The sequence below is a fragment of the Xenorhabdus bakwenae genome (genome assembly GCF_030272115.1).
Taxonomy (GTDB): domain Bacteria; phylum Pseudomonadota; class Gammaproteobacteria; order Enterobacterales; family Enterobacteriaceae; genus Xenorhabdus; species Xenorhabdus bakwenae.
In genome coordinates, this window is sequence record NZ_CP119194.1 from 163,930 (window position 1) to 183,171 (window position 19,242).

17 protein-coding genes and 2 pseudogenes are annotated in these 19,242 nt (G+C 45.9%); 13 read left to right on the top strand and 6 right to left on the bottom strand.

The genetic code is table 11. The annotated features are described in order from the left end of the window. The first annotated feature begins 167 nt into the window (after nt 1–167). Nucleotides 168–1,382: a beta-ketoacyl-ACP synthase I gene (gene fabB / locus PXH59_RS01430; protein ID WP_285809993.1), complete on the top strand. Its 1,215-nt coding sequence runs from the start codon at nt 168–170 to the stop codon at nt 1,380–1,382. 60 nt (nt 1,383–1,442) lie between these two features. Here the strand turns inward: fabB and PXH59_RS01435 are convergent, their stop codons facing one another. The 3 genes from PXH59_RS01435 to PXH59_RS01445 are packed head-to-tail and all read right to left on the bottom strand — an operon-like array spanning nt 1,443 to nt 4,381. Then, complete coding sequence (locus tag PXH59_RS01435; RefSeq protein ID WP_285809994.1) at nt 1,443–2,951, bottom strand: tripartite tricarboxylate transporter permease; 1,509 nt, start codon at nt 2,949–2,951, stop codon at nt 1,443–1,445. A 10-nt stretch (nt 2,952–2,961) separates the two neighbouring features. Then, nucleotides 2,962–3,393 carry a tripartite tricarboxylate transporter TctB family protein gene (locus PXH59_RS01440; RefSeq protein ID WP_285809995.1) on the bottom strand — a complete coding sequence of 144 codons (432 nt, stop codon included), beginning with the start codon at nt 3,391–3,393 and terminating at the stop codon, nt 2,962–2,964. Nucleotides 3,394–3,406: 13 nt separating this feature from the next. After that, on the bottom strand, nt 3,407–4,381 hold the full coding sequence (locus PXH59_RS01445; protein WP_434223334.1) for a Bug family tripartite tricarboxylate transporter substrate binding protein: 975 nt from the start codon (nt 4,379–4,381) through the stop codon (nt 3,407–3,409). Nucleotides 4,382–4,665: 284 nt separating this feature from the next. Here PXH59_RS01445 and tctD point away from each other — a divergent pair, with 284 nt between their 5' ends. After that, nucleotides 4,666–5,331, top strand: coding sequence for a transcriptional regulator TctD (gene tctD, locus PXH59_RS01450; RefSeq protein ID WP_285809996.1), 666 nt, complete (start codon nt 4,666–4,668; stop codon nt 5,329–5,331). Further along, nucleotides 5,331–6,764 carry a sensor histidine kinase gene (locus tag PXH59_RS01455; RefSeq protein ID WP_285809997.1) on the top strand — a complete coding sequence of 478 codons (1,434 nt, stop codon included), beginning with the start codon at nt 5,331–5,333 and terminating at the stop codon, nt 6,762–6,764. The genes tctD and PXH59_RS01455 overlap by 1 nt, the downstream gene beginning before the upstream one ends. Here PXH59_RS01455 and PXH59_RS01460 read toward each other — a convergent pair. After that, nucleotides 6,714–7,529, bottom strand: coding sequence for a DMT family transporter (locus tag PXH59_RS01460; RefSeq protein ID WP_285809998.1), 816 nt, complete (start codon nt 7,527–7,529; stop codon nt 6,714–6,716). The genes PXH59_RS01455 and PXH59_RS01460 overlap by 51 nt on opposite strands. Before the next feature lie 11 nt (nt 7,530–7,540). Further along, nucleotides 7,541–8,247, bottom strand: a protein-coding gene (locus PXH59_RS01465; RefSeq protein WP_285808308.1) for an IS1 family transposase whose coding sequence is annotated in 2 segments (ribosomal slippage) — nt 7,541–7,998 and nt 7,998–8,247 — 708 coding nt in all. Because the reading frame shifts where the segments join, the coding sequence is not laid out codon by codon here. A gap of 243 nt (nt 8,248–8,490) precedes the next feature. Here PXH59_RS01465 and pdxB point away from each other — a divergent pair. From pdxB to PXH59_RS01515, 10 genes and pseudogenes are all read left to right on the top strand, one after another. Further along, nucleotides 8,491–9,618: a 4-phosphoerythronate dehydrogenase PdxB gene (pdxB, locus tag PXH59_RS01470; RefSeq protein WP_285809999.1), complete on the top strand. Its 1,128-nt coding sequence runs from the start codon at nt 8,491–8,493 to the stop codon at nt 9,616–9,618. Between the two features lie 54 nt (nt 9,619–9,672). Then, nucleotides 9,673–10,683 (top strand): aspartate-semialdehyde dehydrogenase, encoded by a 1,011-nt coding sequence (locus PXH59_RS01475; protein ID WP_285810000.1) that lies wholly within the window; start codon nt 9,673–9,675, stop codon nt 10,681–10,683. Further along, nucleotides 10,683–11,522, top strand: coding sequence for a tRNA pseudouridine(38-40) synthase TruA (gene truA, locus PXH59_RS01480; RefSeq protein WP_285810001.1), 840 nt, complete (start codon nt 10,683–10,685; stop codon nt 11,520–11,522). Before PXH59_RS01475 ends, truA begins: the two co-directional genes overlap by 1 nt. 46 nt (nt 11,523–11,568) lie before the next feature. Then, nucleotides 11,569–12,267: a DedA family protein gene (locus tag PXH59_RS01485; RefSeq protein ID WP_285810002.1), complete on the top strand. Its 699-nt coding sequence runs from the start codon at nt 11,569–11,571 to the stop codon at nt 12,265–12,267. Nucleotides 12,268–12,395: 128 nt separating this feature from the next. Beyond that, nucleotides 12,396–13,343, top strand: a complete 948-nt coding sequence (accD, locus tag PXH59_RS01490; protein WP_047767072.1) for an acetyl-CoA carboxylase, carboxyltransferase subunit beta — start codon at nt 12,396–12,398, stop codon at nt 13,341–13,343. Next, complete coding sequence (folC, locus tag PXH59_RS01495; RefSeq protein WP_285810003.1) at nt 13,336–14,634, top strand: bifunctional tetrahydrofolate synthase/dihydrofolate synthase; 1,299 nt, start codon at nt 13,336–13,338, stop codon at nt 14,632–14,634. Before accD ends, folC begins: the two co-directional genes overlap by 8 nt. Continuing rightward, nucleotides 14,624–15,311, top strand: a pseudogene (gene dedD / locus PXH59_RS01500) (cell division protein DedD). The gene folC and the pseudogene dedD overlap by 11 nt, the downstream one beginning before the upstream one ends. A 141-nt stretch (nt 15,312–15,452) precedes the next feature. Continuing rightward, the gene (gene cvpA, locus PXH59_RS01505) at nt 15,453–15,941 is read left to right on the top strand and encodes a colicin V production protein (protein ID WP_047767079.1); all 489 of its coding nucleotides are present in this window, start codon (nt 15,453–15,455) and stop codon (nt 15,939–15,941) included. Nucleotides 15,942–15,973: 32 nt separating this feature from the next. Next, nucleotides 15,974–17,492 (top strand): annotated as a pseudogene (purF, locus tag PXH59_RS01510) (amidophosphoribosyltransferase). Between the two features lie 45 nt (nt 17,493–17,537). Further along, entirely contained in the window at nt 17,538–18,128 is a 591-nt protein-coding gene (locus PXH59_RS01515; RefSeq protein ID WP_047767082.1) for a UbiX family flavin prenyltransferase, read from the top strand. Nucleotides 18,129–18,192: 64 nt separating this feature from the next. On the opposite strand, the gene PXH59_RS01520 is transcribed toward PXH59_RS01515, so the two are convergent. Beyond that, nucleotides 18,193–19,113, bottom strand: coding sequence for a TIGR01777 family oxidoreductase (locus PXH59_RS01520; RefSeq protein ID WP_285810005.1), 921 nt, complete (start codon nt 19,111–19,113; stop codon nt 18,193–18,195). Between the last annotated feature and the right edge of the window lie 129 nt (nt 19,114–19,242).

Consider the following 19,242-nt stretch of genomic DNA (forward strand, 5'->3'; position numbering starts at 1 on the left):
TTTTAACGGTCTTCGTTTAGTTGCACCACCCATGACAAAGCTTTAACGTTGAGTCAAGATCAATTTTTCTTTGAATTTTTAACCTGATCGGACTTGTTCGGCTTACAAGTGTAAGCTAAAGTGCAGGTGAATAAATCCCGCAGGTAAACATATTGATGAGGTAAGTAATGAAACGTGCAGTGATCACCGGTCTGGGTATTGTTTCCAGTATTGGTAATAACCAGAAAGAGGTGTTGGGATCTCTGAAAGAGGGCCGTTCCGGGATAACTTTCTCAGAAAAATTTAAAGAAATGGGCATGCGCAGCCATGTTTGGGGAAATGTAAAACTGGATACCGCTGGTTTGATTGACCGCAAAACTTTACGTTTCATGAGTGACGCATCGATTTATGCTTATCTGGCAATGGATGAGGCAATTAAAGATTCCGGCCTGTCCGATGAACAAGTTTCTAACCTGCGTACTGGATTAGTTGTCGGTTCAGGAGGAGGCTCTCCCTATAACCAAGTCGCAGGTTCAGATGGTATGCGTGCCCGTGGGTTGCGTGGCGTTGGGCCTTATATGGTCACTCGGGCAATGGCTTCCGGTGTATCAGCGTGTTTGGCAACACCGTTTAAGATCAAGGGAGTCAACTACTCCATCAGTTCTGCCTGTTCAACCTCTGCACATTGCATCGGTCATGCCGTTGAATTAATCCAACTCGGTAAGCAAGATATTATTTTTGCCGGTGGTGGTGAAGAATTAAGCTGGGAAATGGCTTGTGAATTTGATGCAATGGGGGCACTGTCCACTAAATATAATGAAACACCAGAACAAGCCTCCCGTACTTATGATCAGAACCGCGATGGCTTCGTGATCGCGGGTGGTGGCGGTATTGTGGTGGTTGAAGAGTTAGAGCACGCCTTAGCCCGTGGTGCGCATATTTATGCTGAAATTATCGGTTACGGGGCAAATTCAGATGGCGCAGATATGGTCGCTCCTTCTGGAGAAGGCGCTGTGCGTTGTATGAAGATAGCATTAGATGGTGTTGAAGGTGGAATCGATTACATCAATACCCACGGAACTTCGACACCAGTTGGTGATTTGAAAGAGTTGGAAGCTATTAGAGAAGTTTTTGGTGACAATACACCTGCCATTTCCGCCACTAAAGCGATGACAGGGCATTCGTTGGGTGCAGCTGGTGCTCATGAAGCGATTTATAGCCTGTTGATGTTGGAGCATGGCATTATTGCACCAAGCATTAATATTGAAAACCTGGATGAAAAAGCACAGGGCATGAATATTATTACTGAACCCACCAAACGCGAGCTAAGGACAGTGATGTCCAATAGCTTCGGGTTCGGTGGTACAAATGCATCTCTGGTGATGCGCAAGTATTCAAACTGATTTTTTAAGTAATAAAAAATTTACAGCCAATCCATTGATTATGTGGATTGGCTATTTTTATTAAGGCGCCGCTATTTTATGGCGGCGTTTATTAATGATGCGCAGAATGGGCGGAATAACAATGACCAATACCGCCAGAATCAGCAAAACTTGTGTGATAGTACTACTCCATAAGATCTCAAAAGCTCCATTGCTGATTGATAGTGCCCGTCGTAGGTTTTGTTCCAGCATTTCGCCTAAGACGAAACCTAAAATCAGTGGTGACATTGGGAAATTCATTTTTCGCAGTATGTAGCCGAAAACGCCTAACCCGACCATCAACATAAGGTCAAAAGTGGTACTGTGGATGGCATATACTCCCACGGCGGAAACGATGGCTATTGAAGGAACCAAAAACCACATTGGGATACTCAACATACGGGTAAATAGCCCAATCATCGGGATGTTCATGATCAGTAACAAAATATTGGCGATCAACAAAGCAGCAATAAGCCCCCAGACAATATCAGGTTGCTCGGTGAACATGGTAGGACCGGGAGTGATGTTATAAAGTGTCAAAGCGCCCAGCATCACAGCGGTTGTACCTGAACCGGGGACACCGAGAGTCAGCATAGGAATAAATGAACCACAGGCTGATGCGTTATTGGCGGCCTCCGGTGCAGCGACACCGCGGATATCACCTTTACCAAATGAATCACTGTTACCACTGATCCGTTTTTCTGTCATGTAGGTTATTGCACTGGCGATTGTCGCCCCTGCACCGGGTAATATTCCCACAAAAAAGCCAATCACTGATGAGCGTAAGGTTGGTCCTGCACACGCTGCCGCTTCTTTCCGATTGAATAGCAAACGCCCTGTCTGGCGAATGACTTTTTGCCCCGCAGAAGTACTCTCCAGCATCAATAAAATTTCACTGACGGAAAATAGCCCAATGACGACAACAATAAATTGAATACCATCGGAGAGGTGCACGTTATTAAAGGTGAAACGATAAACGCCGGTATTAGCATCAACGCCCACGGTTGCTAAGGCCAAACCGATTAAGGCGGCAAGGAGTGATTTTATGGGATTTTGACTCATCATGCTGCCGAGGCAAGCAATGGCAAATACCATGAGTGCAAAGTACTCAGCAGGCCCGAATGCTAAAGACCACTGTGCTAAAAGTGGAGCAAATAAAATGATACCCATGATAGCCAAAAGTGAACCACAAAACGAACTCACAGCAGAGATAGAGAGTGCAACCCCCGCGCGTCCCTGTTTTGCCATCGGGTAACCATCAAGCGTTGTCATAATGGCAGCGGCATCTCCCGGTACATTCAGTAATATTGAAGAGATACGGCCGCCATACTCACAACCAATGTAGACAGTTGCTAATAAAATCAGGGCAGATTCAGCGGGTAATTTTAACGCAAAAGCCAATGGCAGCAAAATAGCCACCCCATTTATGGGACCAAGACCAGGCAGTAACCCAACAACAGTCCCGATAAAACAGCCGATTAATGCAATGACCAGGTTTTTAGGTACTAATGCGACTTCAAAACCATGGAGCAGATATATCCAAGTATCCATTGTTGTCTCCTTAGCTGAACCAACTGCCGACGGGCAGGGTGACCTCTAACAAATGATCAAAGGCAAAAAAGAGCGAAATACCGAGAAATACACCAGAAAAAATCGCTGTAAGGAGCGTGGCGTTAAAGAGTCGTGCCACACTGATAGTCAATAACGTGGTTGCGAGTGGAAAACCTAACCACTCAAATGACCATGCATAAATGGTTAGTGTGGCAATCAACAAAACTAAGCGACGTAACACGTGTGGTGTCGGCCAGTAAACAGGGTCAGGTTTTTTAAACAGCAACAGTAAAGCACAGAGTGCCATCAATGAAATAATAGCAATTGGAAATGGACGAGGACCCAGAGGTTCATAGCTATATTCACTATGGATACCCCATCCAGTCACCAACCCGATTCCACATAGCACCAGCCATACAGTAGCAAAGATACGATCGCTCATGATGCTATCCCTGTTATTTTGCTAAACCAAAGGATTTGGCCATTTCATGGTATTGAATAACTTGTTTTTTCACATAGTCATCCAGCTCTTTGCCCGTCATATTAAATTCAAATAACCCGCGCAGTTCACGTTGTTTTTTGAATTCGTTAGTTTGTTGGAGTTGTTTAAAGGTATCTACCCACCATTGATATTGTTCATCAGAAACTTTGGGTCCCATATAAAAACCGCGAATAATTGGCCAAACAAGGTCATAACCCTGTTCTTTTGCTGTTGGAATTTTTGCTAGATCGCCGTCTAAGCGTTTATCGGCATAAACAGCAAGTATGCGAATTTTATCGCCACTAAGATAAGGTAATGTTTCACTGAGATCACCGGATACGACTTGGATATGATTACCCAACAGGGCAGTGATAGGTTCGCCACCCCCTTCAAACGCGACATAGCGCATTTTGCGGGGATCAACTCCCACCTTTTTGGCCAGTAATGCGGTTTTCATCCAGTCTTGACTACCGATGGAAGCACCTGCGCCAAACACAATACTATCAGGCGCTTTTTTAAACGCCGCCAGCAAATCTGTCAGCGTCTTGTAAGGCGAGTCATTGCGCACAGCAATCATGCCGTAGTCTGTGCCGACACTGGCGAGCCAGCGTACATCATTGACGTTGTAGCGACCAAATTTGCCTTGTGCAAGATTCAATAAGGAACCGCCGGAAAAGGCAACGACAGTACCGGGTTCCGCAGGCCGTTGAGCAATAATGGCATTATAAGCAACCGCGCCGACACCGCCGGGCATAAATGTCACCCGCATGGGAGAATCGATAGTTTTAGTTTCTAACAGTGAAATTTGGATGAGTTTGCAGGTTAAATCAAAGCCTCCGCCAGGTTTGGCGGGTGCAATACATTCGGTTCTATTGGGAGCAGGAGTTGCAAAAGCGCAGGCACAAATAAACAGGCTTGCAGCGGTTAATAATGTTTTAAAAGTTCTCATTTTTATTCCTCACATAGCACCAGTAAAGGAGATGAATGACAAATTTCTGGTGCATGTTCATTTATAGAAATGAAACCTTTCAATTACCTTTCATTAACAACAAAAGTTGTCTGGATGTGATTTCAATCGCTTAATTTGCGTAGTGTTTTACATGATTTTGTTAATTAATTGTTTGCATTAATGTTTTTTGTTAACCCCTAAGCAATTGCTAAATCTTAATATTGCAATTATGTGATATCTCCGCTTTATTTCTCTGGTTAATTTTTGACAATAGGTATTATTCAATGCGGCTATTATTGGTTGAAGATCACTCAGAATTATCACATTGGTTACAGAAAGCATTGAATAATGCTGGGTTTGTGGTGGATCTGGCGCAAGATGGTATTGTGGCAGATCAGCTTTTGCAGACTGAAAATTATGCGTTGTTGATTCTGGATGTGGCCTTACCCAGATTAGATGGTTTGTCTCTGTTATCACGGCTGCGTAAGCGTGGTCAAAACTTACCCGTGTTGTTATTGACGGCTAAAACAGAGGTTACGGATCGTGTAAAAGGATTGAATTCCGGTGCCGATGATTACCTGACTAAGCCTTTTGATTTTCAGGAATTGGAAGCCCGTATTCGTGCATTGTTACGCCGTAGTTCAGCTATACCACAAGAAGCACAGAAATTTGGTTCATTAGCTTATGAAGGCGAAGGGTATTTTGTACTGAACAATGTACTGCTGGCACTGACACCCAGAGAATTGTCTGTTTTAACAACACTATTTTATCGTCGGGGGCGTCCGGTCTCTAAACAGCAACTGTTTGAGCAAGTGTTTTCTCTATCGGATGAGGCAAATCCACAAAGCATAGAGCTATATGTTCATCGGTTGCGGAAAAAATTAATCAACAGTGATGTAGAAATCAGGACATTACGTGGATTGGGGTATCGATTGGAGCGGCTGGCATAATGAAGTATCTGAAAGTACCGCGATCGTTATTCCACCAATTATTGCTGTTTCTGGGCGTCCCTTTACTATTACTGGGTTGTGTTTCTGTTTATAGCCAGTATATCGGTGTGAAAAATGCGGCTATGCTGGCTTATGACAGAACACTGCTTGCCTCAGCAAGAACAGTCGCTGAACGTTTGACTGTCAGAGAGCAAAATTTGCTCGTTGATGTACCTTATGTTGTTTTGGACAGTTTCGAACGCAATACAAATGATCGCCTGTACTATCAGGTCATATCGCCGAAAGGCAAGACGATTTCCGGTTATGACGACCTCCCGCGAATACCGCAGAACGTCCAGCGTTCACCCTTGTATACGGCACTGGCTTATTTTTATGATGCGGAATATCAGGGGCAGCCTATACGTGTAGTGGGGTTATACCAACCCGTTAATGAAGGCAACATAATGGGGATGGCGTTGATATTGGTGGCGGAAACTGTATCTTCCCGCCAATATATGGCTCAACAGTTACTGTTGTCTTCGCTGGTTAATCAGGGGACGGTCGTATTGTTGACATTACTCCTTGCTTACATTCTGCTCAGGCTCCTGCTGAAACCGTTGCGGAAGCTTTCAGGCATTATGAGCCTCCGTTCTGCTAATGATCTAACACCATTACCAAATATTTTACCGTGGTCCGAACTTGTTCCCTTACTGCACTCGCTTAACCGATATATTGGGCGGTTGGGTTTAATGGTTGAACGCCAGGAGCGATTCAGTGCGGATGCTTCTCATCAACTGAGAACCCCTTTAGCGGTATTGAAAACACAAGTTGCGGTAGCACGTGGCAACCCGGCTTCAGAACAGCGGGATAGCATACTGACGGCAATTGATAAGAGTTTGGATAATATGATCTTGCTGACTGATCGTCTGCTGCAACTTTCACAACTTAGAGTGCATGAAAAAGAGGCAATACAAAATTATCAGCCGGTCAATATCGTGGCGCTGTTGCAACAAGTCTGCTTTTCTCGCTTACAGCAGGCAGAAAGCAAAAACATTGACTTAGGTTACGAAGGGGAAGATGCCTTAGGGATCAGAGGCGATCCGCTATTGTTAGCCGAAATGTGCGCTAACTTGCTGGACAATGCCATCAAATATACCCCGCAAATGGGAGTGGTGACGGGAAGGGTGAGCATCATGCCAGATAAAAAACACGTTTGCCTTGAGATCGATGATTCAGGGTCGGGTATCGCCCAGGAAGATATTCGTCAATCGCTAATGGCATTTAACCGTTTGGACAACGCAGCCGGGCTGGAGGGGGCAGGATTAGGGCTGACTATTGTTAAAGAAATTTGCCAGTATCACCGTGCCACTCTCCAGCTTTTACCCAGTGAGGTATTGGGGGGATTATTGGTAAGAATTGTGTTCAGGCTTTCTGCGTGTGAGCGGGATGCGTAACTGTTGCGCAAGTATCACTCCCGCTAACACAATGCCACCCCCAATTAAGTGGTAACTGTGCATTTCCTCATGAAGAGCCACGATAGCAATGATGGCAGTAAATACAGGTGCCAGGTTCATAAAAATAGACGTCATATTTGCGCCAATGCGGGTGACACCTTGTATCCACAAATAGGGCGCAAGAATGGAAGCGGGAATGCCAGCAAACAGAACAAGGGAAAGATTATCGGCTGTTAACTGAACATTGTCCGTTATCATAAAATTAGGCAGAAGCAATAAAACGCCAAACCCAATTTGTACATAGAGTGATTGCCAGTTGGGTAATGGAATTGCCCAGCGTTTGGTTAAAACCCCATATAAGGCATAAGAAGCGGCGGCAATAAACATCATCACTTCCCCAATCCCCAGGCCATGTTGCAATAAGGAAGCGGGTTCCCCTTTGCTGACCAGCCACACAAGGCCAAACAGAGATAACACGGTGCCGAGAGTGATACCAACAGTGGGGGTAACCCGTAAGGCAAAGATACTGATAATGACGGTTAATAAGGGTATCAAGGAAGTGAAAATGCCGATGATTGTCGCGCTGACGGTGTGAGCGGCATAATAGGCCAGGCTTTGGTTAAGTACCATACCCAGAGAACCCAAAATCAGTAGCTTCCACCAATATTGGACAACGATTTTCCGCTGCTTTAGGGCTGGCAATAAGAGAAAAGGCGTCAGGGCCAGAAAGGCAATAAACCAGCGGTAGAAAGAAATTGCGGTCATGCACCCAATAGTTAGATAACCTTTGGAAGATAGTATTCACGCTCAATGAAAGTGCCTATCACTTTGTCATGCATTTCTTCGGATTTGGAATAACAGATCGTTTTCCGATTCAGTCTCTTGATGCGAGTACGTAAGGTCAGATTGGTTCTTTCGATACGTTGAGTAAATTTCTTCCCTCTAAAGTGTTTTTCCTCAGAAAGGCAATCGTAAACGGCATAATTATCGGTACAGAAAAATTGAATTTCGAAAGGAGCCAGAAGTGCCAGCAATTTGCTCAGTGTTTTCCTGCTGCGATCCCCCAATACGTGCGCGATTATTTGCTTTTGCTCCGGTTCCCAGGCATACCAAAGCCAGCGCTGATTCTTCTTGTTACCGACAAAAGACCATTGTTCATCAATTTCGCAGATAATATGAATATTATTTGCGGCCAGCGGCAGTGTAGTTACCTGTCTGGGTTCGAGTTTTTTAGGGTACGAAGAACGGTGTTGATACCCACCTTCAGGACACGAGCGGTGTCTCTGATACCGCCATTATTCGCAGCCATATCCACAATCTGATCTTTCATTCCGGGTTTGCAGGCTTGGTAGGTGTAATTCAGTTGAAAGGTTTTACGGCAGGCATAACAGTGATAACGCTGATGTCCGCTGCTTCCTTTTCCATGCCCTTTGACCTCTTCCGCTTTGTGACAGTAACGACAAACCACATCAACTTTAGCCATATCTCACCAGTAATAAAAAGTGGGGAGTTTACTACAACAATCTAATGGTTGGGAGCATGACCGAAATATAAGGCCTCGCGTCGTCTTGCGGATTGCAACCTGAAGTTCATCGAGTATAAGGGCATATAGGTTTTCTGTGAATATAGCTTTTCTGTGAATATAGGTTTTCTGTGAATATAGGTTTTATGCAGATAAAATGGCAGAATAGTGGATCACGCCCATTTAAGCCACTGGATGAGAAAAGTGAAAATCTTAGTTGATGAAAATATGCCTTATGCTGAACAGCTCTTCCAGCAATTAGGTGAAGTGCAGGCAATTCCAGGACGCCCGGTGCCTGAAGGAATTTTGGAACATGCCGATGCCTTTATGGTTCGATCTGTCACTAAAGTCAATAAATCGTTGTTGCAAGGCAGTTCGGTGAAATTTGTCGGAACTGCCACTGCGGGAATGGATCATGTTGATCAGCAATGGTTATCTCAGGCAGGGATTGGTTTTTCCGCCGCCCCTGGATGTAACGCCATTGCCGTGGTTGAGTATGTCTTCTCGGCATTGATGCTATTGGCTGAACGAGATCAATTTCAGCTGAAAGACAAGACTGTCGGTATTGTCGGTGTTGGTAATGTCGGGGGGCGTTTAGCTGATCGGCTGGCGGCTTTGGGCGTGAAGACGTTACTGTGCGATCCTCCTCGGGCAGATCGGGGTGATGAAGGGGCGTTTTGGCCGTTAGAAAAATTGGTGCAAGAAGCGGATATTCTGACTTTCCATACACCACTTAATCACTCTGGCCCATACCAGACGTATCATTTGGCTGATGCAGAATTACTTTCTGCATTACCGGATAACCGTATTTTAATTAATGCCAGCCGTGGCGAGGTGGTTGATAATCAAGCGTTACTTTCCGCGCTGCAAAATGGCAAAAAGTTACGCACAGTGCTTGATGTTTGGGAGCCAGAGCCTAACCTTTCTCTACCCCTGTTAGCGTTAGTGGATATTGCGACTCCACATATTGCTGGTTATACCCTGGAAGGCAAAGCACGGGGTACAACTCAGGTTTTTGAGGCCTATTGTGAGTTCCTGGGGCAACCTCGCAAGACAGCGTTGGCTGATCTGTTGCCGACACCTGATTTCAGTCAGGTCACAGTACGGGGGGATGTGACACAAAGTCTCCTCAAGCGTTTGATGCATTTAGTGTATGATGTGCGCCGTGATGATGCACCTTTACGTCAGGTTGCGGATCAACAAGGTGCTTTTGATCGATTACGCAAATACTATCCAGAACGGCGGGAATGGTCTTCCCTGACCGTGCATTGTGACTCAGAAGAGAGTGCTCAATTACTGTCCAAAATTGGATTTAACGCAAAAGTCATTTAATACAGGCAGGAATCCCTGTCTGTCAGCAAAATAAAAGAAGTGGAGAAAACCAACATGTCAGAAGGTTGGAGTATTGCGCTTTTGGGTGCAACGGGCGCAGTAGGTGAAGCGATATTGGCGTTATTACAGGAACGTCAATTTCCGGTTGGTGAACTGCATCTTCTTGCCAGTGAGCAAAGTGCTGGAAAGATCCAGCGTTTTAACGGAAAAAACATCACAGTTCGTGATGTGGCAGAATTTGACTGGTCACAGGTACAACTCGCCTTTTTTGCCGCTACGATGGAAATAACGGCACAACATATTGAAAAAGCAACAGAATCTGGCTGTCTGGTGATTGATAGCAGCGGCTTATTTACAGCAGAACCCGATGTGCCTCTGGTTGTTCCTGGCGTTAACCCGTATGCATTGGCTGAATATCGTAACCGTAATATCATTGCGGTGGCAGATAGCTCAACGAGTCAGGTTCTGACAGCCATCAAACCATTAATCGATGCGGCAGGCATTGCCCGTTTACATTTGACCAACATATTGCCGGTTTCTGTTCATGGTAAAGCCGCTATTGATGAACTGGCAGGTCAGAGTGCCCGCTTATTGAATGGCATTCCACCAGATGAAGGCTATTTCAGCAAACAACTGGCTTTCAATTTACTGCCTTTGCTGCCAGATGCAGAAGGTGTGGTGCGTGAAGAGTGCCGTATTGTCGATCAGGTTCGCAAGGTATTGCAGGATGAAGGATTGCCGGTTTCTGTCAGTTGCGTCCAATCCTCCGTTTTTTATGGCATTGCGCAAATGGTGAGTGTGGAAACACTGCGTCCGGTTGGTATCGAAGAAGCTCGTGGTGAGTTTGAACGCTTTGAAGAAATTCGGGTTTCAGAAGAGGGAGATTACCCGACGCCGGTAACGGATGCTTCGGGCAGCGATAGTTTGAGCATAGGTTGTCTGCGCAATGATTATGGTCTGCCAGAGATGCTGCAATTCTGGTCAGTTGCCGATAATATCCGTTTCGGCGGTGCCTTGATGGCGGTTGAAATCGCCGAGAAACTGATGCAGGAGCAATTTTACTGATGTCTGATACAGAGCTGAGTCAGTCTGTGCCAGAGGCAAAAAAAGTAAAAATTGCACTGGGGATTGAATATGACGGCAGTCGATATTATGGTTGGCAGCGTCAGCAAGAAGTGAAAAGTGTGCAGGAGTGTCTGGAAAAAGCCCTGTCGAAAGTCTCGAATGAGCCGATTTCAGTTTTTTGTGCGGGCAGAACGGATGCGGGAGTACACGCAACTGGGCAGGTTGTGCATTTTGAAACCTCAGCCCAACGTAAAGATGCAGCCTGGACAATGGGGGTCAATACCCATTTGCCACCGGATATTGCAGTACGTTGGGTTAAAACGGTGGATGATGAGTTCCATGCCCGTTTCAGTGCTACCGCTCGTCGTTATCGCTATGTGATTTTCAACCATCGTTATCGTCCGGCGGTATTGGCGCACGGCGTCACGCATTTTCATTATCCATTGGATGAGAAAAAAATGCATGAAGCGGCACAAAGCTTGTTGGGCGAAAATGATTTTACCTCTTTCCGGGCAGTGCAGTGCCAATCCAATTCACCGTGGCGCAATATGATGCATATTAACGTGAGTCGGCACGGGCACTATATTGTCGTGGACATTAAGGCGAATGCTTTCGTGCATCACATGGTACGCAATATCGTTGGCAGCTTGCTGGAGATTGGTTGTGGTCACCGGGATATTGGCTGGATGGCTGAATTATTGGCACTGAAAGACAGGACAAAAGCGGCCGCCACTGCCAAGGCTGAAGGCTTATATTTAGTCGCTGTGGATTATCCTGAGCGTTTTGGTTTACCTGAACCCATCATGGGACCCCTGTTTCTGGCAAATCATTTAATTTGACGTTTTTGAATGGTGGCAGGGATGTTCGGTCATCACGAGGAATATTATGGAGTTTTTGACTCATTTTGTTGATTTTGCGAAATTCATTGTCGATTTTATTTTACACATTGATGCCCATTTAGCTGAATTGGTGGCCCTTTATGGTGATTGGGTTTATGGCATCCTATTTCTGATTATATTTTGTGAAACAGGTTTAGTGGTCACGCCATTTTTGCCCGGGGATTCCTTGCTGTTCGTGGCTGGCGCACTCTCGGCATTAGATTCCAATGATCTGAATGTACACATCATGGTGGCTTTGATGCTGACGGCCGCGATTATTGGTGACGCTATAAACTATACCATTGGCAGAGTTTTTGGTGAGAAATTATTTACCAACCCAAATTCAAAGATTTTTCGCCGTAGTTATTTAGATAAAACCCATGAATTTTATGAAAAACATGGCGGAAAAGCCATAATTTTGGCTCGGTTTGTGCCAATTATTAGAACGTTTGCCCCGTTTGTTGCCGGAATGGGGAAAATGTCTTACCGCCACTTTGCTGCTTATAATGTCATCGGTGCATTTATCTGGGTGCTATTATTCACTTATGCCGGTTATTTCTTTGGTGATATGCCTGTTATACAGCAGAATCTGAAATTATTGATTGTTGCTATTATTTTTATTTCTATTCTGCCAGGCATCATCGAAATTTGGCGTCATCGTCGCGCTGCATCGAAAAAAGCAACAGGCAGTGCAGTAGATAAATAGACGATAGATAAATCGACAACCGTAAACAGGTTTGAGCAGTTTTTTATCCACACTGCAATGGCATTGTGGTTTAATGGCACGTAAAACAAAAGCTGGCAGCAGCCAGATTCAGACGGAAAGGTTCATTAATGAGCTGGATTGAAAAGATTCTAAACAAAAGCAAAATCATACAAACTCGTAAGGCAAGTATCCCTGAAGGAGTTTGGACAAAATGCGACAGTTGCAGTCAAGTACTTTATCGTGCTGAATTAGAGCGTAACCTTGAAGTGTGTCCAAAATGTGGCCACCACATGCGCATTTCAGCCCGTAAGCGATTGCATTCATTTTTGGATGAAGGCACTGGCACAGAATTAGGCAGTGAACTGGAACCGAAAGATATCCTGAAATTCCGCGATACCAAAAAATACAAAGATCGCTTAGTCGCTGCCCAGAAGCAGACGCAAGAAAAAGATGCAATTATCGTCATGAAAGGTAAGCTGCATGATATGCCCGTTGTGGCTGGTGCCTTTGAGTTCAATTTTATGGCCGGTTCAATGGGTTCTGTGGTTGGTGCGCGTTTTGTGCGTGCCGTTGAACAGGCGCTGGAAGACAACTGTCCATTTGTCTGTTTTACCACCAGTGGTGGCGCTCGTATGCAGGAAGCATTGATGTCACTGATGCAGATGGCAAAAACCAGTGCGGCGCTGGCAAAAATGCAACATCGTGGTTTGCCTTATATCTGTGTGTTGACCCACCCGACAATGGGGGGGGTAACGGCAAGTCTGGGGATGCTGGGTGATATCAATATCGCTGAACCTAAGGCATTGGTTGGCTTTGCTGGTCCTCGTGTCATCGAGCAGACAGTGCGTGAAAAATTGCCGGAAGGTTTCCAGCGCAGTGAATTCCTGCTGGAGAAAGGTGCGATTGATATGATCGTACGTCGTCCAGAGATGCGCGATAAAGTTGCCAGCCTGCTTGCCATGTTGACCCACAAACCTCATCCGGGCACAAAAGCAGAGCCAGTAGAAGCAATCGTTGTTGATTCTGCTGATGTCGAAGCTGATATAAACATCACTCCTAATAAAGAAGATGTCTGATATTTCACAAATTCCTCAAGCCACGTCGTCACTCATGACGTGGCTTTCCTATCTGGAAAACCTACATACCAAAGCCATTGATATGGGGCTTGAACGTGTGGGTCAACTGGGCCGCCAGTTAGGTTTATTGAAACCGGCTCCAAAAGTTATCACGGTATCAGGCACCAATGGCAAGGGAACCACCTGCCATGCCCTGGAATCTGTTTTTCTGGCCGCCGGGCTTAACGTCGGCGTGTACAGTTCCCCGCATTTAGTACGCTACACCGAAAGGGTGCGTATTCAGGGGAAAGAACCCGCAGAACAAGATTTCTGCCGTGTATTTGCCGCGATTGAAGCGCAGCGTGGCGACATCTCATTAACCTATTTTGAATATGGCACATTGGCAGCCTTACAGCTTTTTGAAGAAGCTGCTCTTGATGTTGTGATTTTGGAAGTCGGGCTGGGTGGTCGTTTGGATGCCACCAATATTGTTGATGCCGATATTGCCGCAATCACCAGTATTGCACTGGATCATACGGATTGGTTGGGAGCCGATCGTGAACACATTGGCCGTGAAAAAGCGGGCATTTTCCGCCGTGGACATTTTGCGGTGGTGGGTGAACCTGAGATGCCTCACTCAATTGCTGAAGTTGCGGATGAATTGGGGGCTAAACTCTTTCGCCGTGGCGTTGACTGGCATTTCTCACAGCAAGAAAATAGCTGGAACTGGCGAAGCGATAAGCAACAATTCAATGAGTTACCTTTACCGAATTTGCCGTTAGCAAATGCTGCAACTGCAATGGGGGTGATCGATTGCTTATTGCAGCAGGATGACAAAGTCAGCCGGGCCATTGATGAACAAGCAATCCATGCAGGGCTAAGAAATGCGCAATTACCGGGGCGTTTCCAAATTGTCAGGGAAAATCCGCTGGTCATTTTGGATGTGGCTCATAATCCACATGCTGCGGGCTATCTGGTGCAAAAACTGGCAGAATGGACTCGTTCTCCAGACAGTAAGATCCGGGGAGTGGTTGGCATGTTGGGAGATAAAGACATAGCAGGGACACTTGCCTGTCTTTCTCAACAAATTGATGAATGGTATTGCGCATCATTGCATGAACTGAGGGGAGCAGAAGCCGATGTACTGGCTGGACATCTTGTGCAGGCGAGGACATTCCCCGAAGTAAAAACAGCCTGGCAGCAGGCAATGGAAGACGCATCAGTGCAAGATATTATCGTGGTTTGTGGCTCTTTCCACACTGTTGCACATGTCATGGAAGCACTGGAGGAGGGCAAGGAAAGTGGCCAGTAAATTCCAAAATCGCTTGGTTGGCACCATTGTTCTCGTTGCATTGGGTGTCATTGTCCTGCCTATGATTTTTGATGGCGATAAGAAATATAACGAAGATCAATTTGCTTCAATTCCTTTGGTGCCAAAACCGGGCGATGAAGAGGATATTGACGCGATCCCACCCTTGACACAAAACATGCCGTCTACACCGCCTGAGGGTGCTGCGGAAGCAATGCAATCACAGGAGCAAGAGCCAGATATAGATATGTTGTCCCGTCTATCGCCTTCAGAGCCAATAACAGCACCTCCTGTCACGCAAGATCCTAAAACAGGGGGGGCAACCTGAGTCATCTTCTCAACCGAAAGCGGCAACTAAACCACAGGTTAAACCGGAACCTCGTATTGAAAGCCAGCCAGAAACCAAACCTAAACCGAAGCCAACCGAGCAAGCCCCTCAGGCAACGGCATATGTTGTTCAGCTTGGCGCGTTAAAAAATGCGGGTAAGGTTGACGAAATAGTGGCAAGGCTGCGTCTTTCCGGGCATCAGGTATATACAGTGCCTTCTTCTCCGGCACAGGGACAGTTAACCCGGATCTATGTCGGGCCGAATGCATCAAGGCAGGCACTGGAATCTATTTTGTCCGAATTAAGAGAACTTACGGGATTACAAGGGCAGATCAAAAATTATAAGCCATAATCTGATTGGCACAGCAAATGCGGTTTGTTTACCTGCCGGAAATTATTTTCAGTAGCGTGATGAATCTACTACGCAAACGTTTTCGTTTTCTGTTAGAATGCGCCCGACCTGAATGTCGGGGGCCTGTTTTTGGATTAAAATATGGTCTGGATTGATTATACGATCATTGCCATCATTGGTTTCTCGGCACTGGTTAGCTTGATTCGGGGTTTTGTTCGCGAAGCGCTCTCCCTGATGACGTGGGGCTGTGCTTTCTTTGTTGCAAGCCACTTCTATACTTATTTGGCGGCTTATTTTACCCGCCTTGAGGATGAACTGGTGCGCAATGGGATAGCGATTGCTATCTTATTTATTGCAACACTGATTATTGGCGCGGTAGTAAACTATGTCATTGGTTCACTTGTTCAGCGAACGGGCCTGTCAGGCACTGATCGGGTTTTGGGGATCTGCTTTGGCGCCTTGCGTGGTGTCTTGGTGGTGTCTGCCATTCTGTTTATTGCAGACTCTTTCACGCCACTGCCCAAAAGCCAGGATTGGCAACAATCACAACTGATCCCACAGTTTAGTCAAATTATCAGGTGGTTTTTTGACTACCTACAAAGTGCGTCGAGTTTCCTGCCGGAGAGATAACGCTCTCCGCTTGGCTGATGAGGAAAGGCTACATGTGCGGTATTGTCGGTATCGTCGGTTTTACACCGGTTAACCAGTCGATTTATGATGCATTGACGGTGCTTCAGCACCGTGGACAAGATGCAGCAGGTATTGCAACTATTGATGGTAACAATGAGTTTCGTTTACGTAAGGCTAATGGTTTGGTCAAAGATGTGTTTGAAACACGGCACATGTTACGTTTACAGGGAACCGTCGGCATTGGACATGTCCGTTATCCTACGGCGGGCAGTTCCAGTGCATCTGAAGCGCAGCCCTTTTATGTGAATTCTCCTTTTGGTATAACGTTGGCACATAACGGCAATCTGACAAACGCACATGAATTGAAAAAAAATGCTGTTTGAAAATGCCCGCCGTCATGTCAACACCACCTCAGATTCTGAAATTCTACTGAATATTTTTGCCAATGAATTAGCCCAGTTTCCCCATTTCCCCTTAGCGCCTGATGATATTTTCTCGGCAGTCGCAAAAATGCACAAAAAAATTCGTGGCGCTTATGCTTGTGTTGCCATGATTATCGGGCATGGAGTGGTGGCTTTTCGTGATCCACATGGCATTCGTCCTCTGGTGCTGGGAAAGAAAACACTGGAAGAGGGTCGCCATGAATACATGGTGGCATCGGAAAGTGTGGCGCTGGATACATTGGGTTTTGAGTTCCTGCGAGATGTGGCTTCCGGGGAAGCGATTTATATCACTGAAAACGGGCAACTGTTTACTCGCCAGTGTGCAGAAAATCCGTCATTAACACCTTGTTTGTTCGAATTTGTCTATTTCGCTCGCCCGGATTCCTTTATTGACAAGATTTCGGTCTATAACGCCCGGTTGCGGATGGGACGGACATTAGGGGAAAAAATTGCCCGTGAATGGGAAGATTTACAGATTGATGTCGTTATTCCCGTACCGGAAACCTCTTGTGATATCGCCCTGGAAATCGCCCATATTCTGGATAAACCCTATCGTCAGGGATTTGTCAAAAACCGTTATGTAGGGCGTACCTTTATCATGCCTGGTCAGCAGGAGCGTCGTAAATCCGTTCGTCGTAAACTGAATGCTAATCGCGCTGAATTCCGGGGTAAAAATGTTTTGCTGGTGGATGATTCCATCGTGCGTGGAACCACGTCTGAACAGATTGTTGAACTGGCGCGTGAAGCGGGAGCCAAGAAAGTCTATTTTGCTTCGGCGGCACCGGAAGTTCGCTTCCCGAATGTTTATGGTATTGATATGCCGAATGCCAATGAACTGATTGCTCACGGCCGGGAAGTGGATGAAATTCGTCAAATTATTGGTGCTGATGCCCTGATATACCAAAACCTCCACGATCTTGTCCAGGCTGTCCGGGAAGAAAACCCGGATATTGAAAAATTCGAATGCTCCGTATTCGATGGTATCTATGTCACGAAAGACATTGACCAGTGTTACCTCGACTATCTGGAAAACCTGCGCAAAGATGATGCCATGAAAGTGCGTGGCCAGAGCGAAATAGAGGATCTGGAAATATATAATGAAGGATAATATTGTTATTATCATGCAGTTATAGCCAGAATCTCAGAGGAAAACATGAAAAAATTGATTGTCGGGCTGACCGGCGCGAGTGGTGCGATTTATGGTGTCAGGTTGCTGCAAGTTTTGCGGCCAATAGAAGGCATTGAAACGCATTTAGTGATCAGTCCATCAGCCCGGCAGACTCTGGCATTGGAGACGGACTATACGTTGCGGGATGTACAGACTTTGGCCGACGTTGTACATGACAATCGTGATATTGCCGCCTCCATTTCCTCTGGCTCTTTTAAGACATTGGGGATGGTGATTTTGCCTTGCTCCATAAAAACCCTATCAGGAATTGTGCATAGTTACACTGACGGCTTAATTACCCGTGCCGCAGATGTTGTTTTGAAAGAGAAGCGCAAGCTAGTGCTGGGGGTGAGGGAAACGCCCTTGCACTTGGGGCACCTGAGATTAATGACGCAGGCCGCGGAAATTGGGGCGGTGATCATGCCACCGGTTCCGGCATTTTATCATCGTCCTGAACATATTCAGGGTATCATCGACCAGACGGTTAACCGTGTGCTTGATCAATTTGATATTGACTTGCCAGAAGATCTGTTTAGCCGTTGGCAGGGCGTTAAGCCCATTGGATATGGCATGTAAGTTGAGTCAATATGCTGTTGTGAAGAGACCACAACAGCATATCGTTTATTGCCTGATATTTTGTTCAGGCTACACCAGCGTTGTCCTTTTCCTCTATTACATCTTGTAAGGCTTCTTCCAGTTGAAAATAACGGAAACCAAATCCGGCTTCTTCCAGTCTTTTGGGAATGGCTTGTTGACCCCCTAAGACTAACTCAGCGGCTTCTCCCATCATGACTTTTAACACAAAGGCAGGAATGCGCATAAAAGCAGGACGATGTAATACCGTTGCGAGTGTGGCACTAAACAGCTCATTATGAACAGGGTAAGGAGATGTCATATTAAAGGGACCATAGAGATCAGGTGATACCAGCAGGTAATAAAGGCCATTGACCATGTCATCAATGTGTATCCACGGCATATACTGCTTGCCAGTGCCGATCGCTCCCCCTAAACCTAACCGGAACAGTGGCAACATTTTTTGCAGAGCGCCCCCTTTGGGAGCCAAGACAATGCCTGTACGCAGCAAACAGACACGGGTTTTATCACTTTGAGCCTGTAGGGCAAGCTGCTCCCACCGTTCACAAAGCTGATGGGCAAATTCATTGTGAGGAAGATCGTTTTCGGTAACGACTGCTTGTCCCTGATCGCCATAATAGCCAACGGCTGAACCGGAAATAAAGACAGATGGCGGAGATTCACTGGCCTTGATTAGCTTGCTCAATTGTTCCGTGAGCTGCCAGCGGCCTTGACACAGTTTCTCTTTTTGTTTCAATGTCCATCGTTTATTGATAATAGGCTCGCCAGCAAGATTGATAACAGCATCAAAGCCGTTGAGATGGTGTTGGTCATTTAACGTTGTCCAACATTCAACGCGATCAGAAAACAGAGAATACACCTTTTGTGGTGAACGACTCAAAATGGTGATGGAATGGGAGAGCGACATCAACTGGCAGGTCAAGCGATGACCAATTAACCCTGTGCCCCCCGTAATTAAGATACGCATAGCCACCCCCTGTAACAAAAGATCATTGTACATTGGACTATAACAAGGGATGACTTAATCGGCAGCGAAATATGCTGCTATCTGTTACCACTATCAAGTTTTATGGTGCAAAATCTCGCCATCAGATGA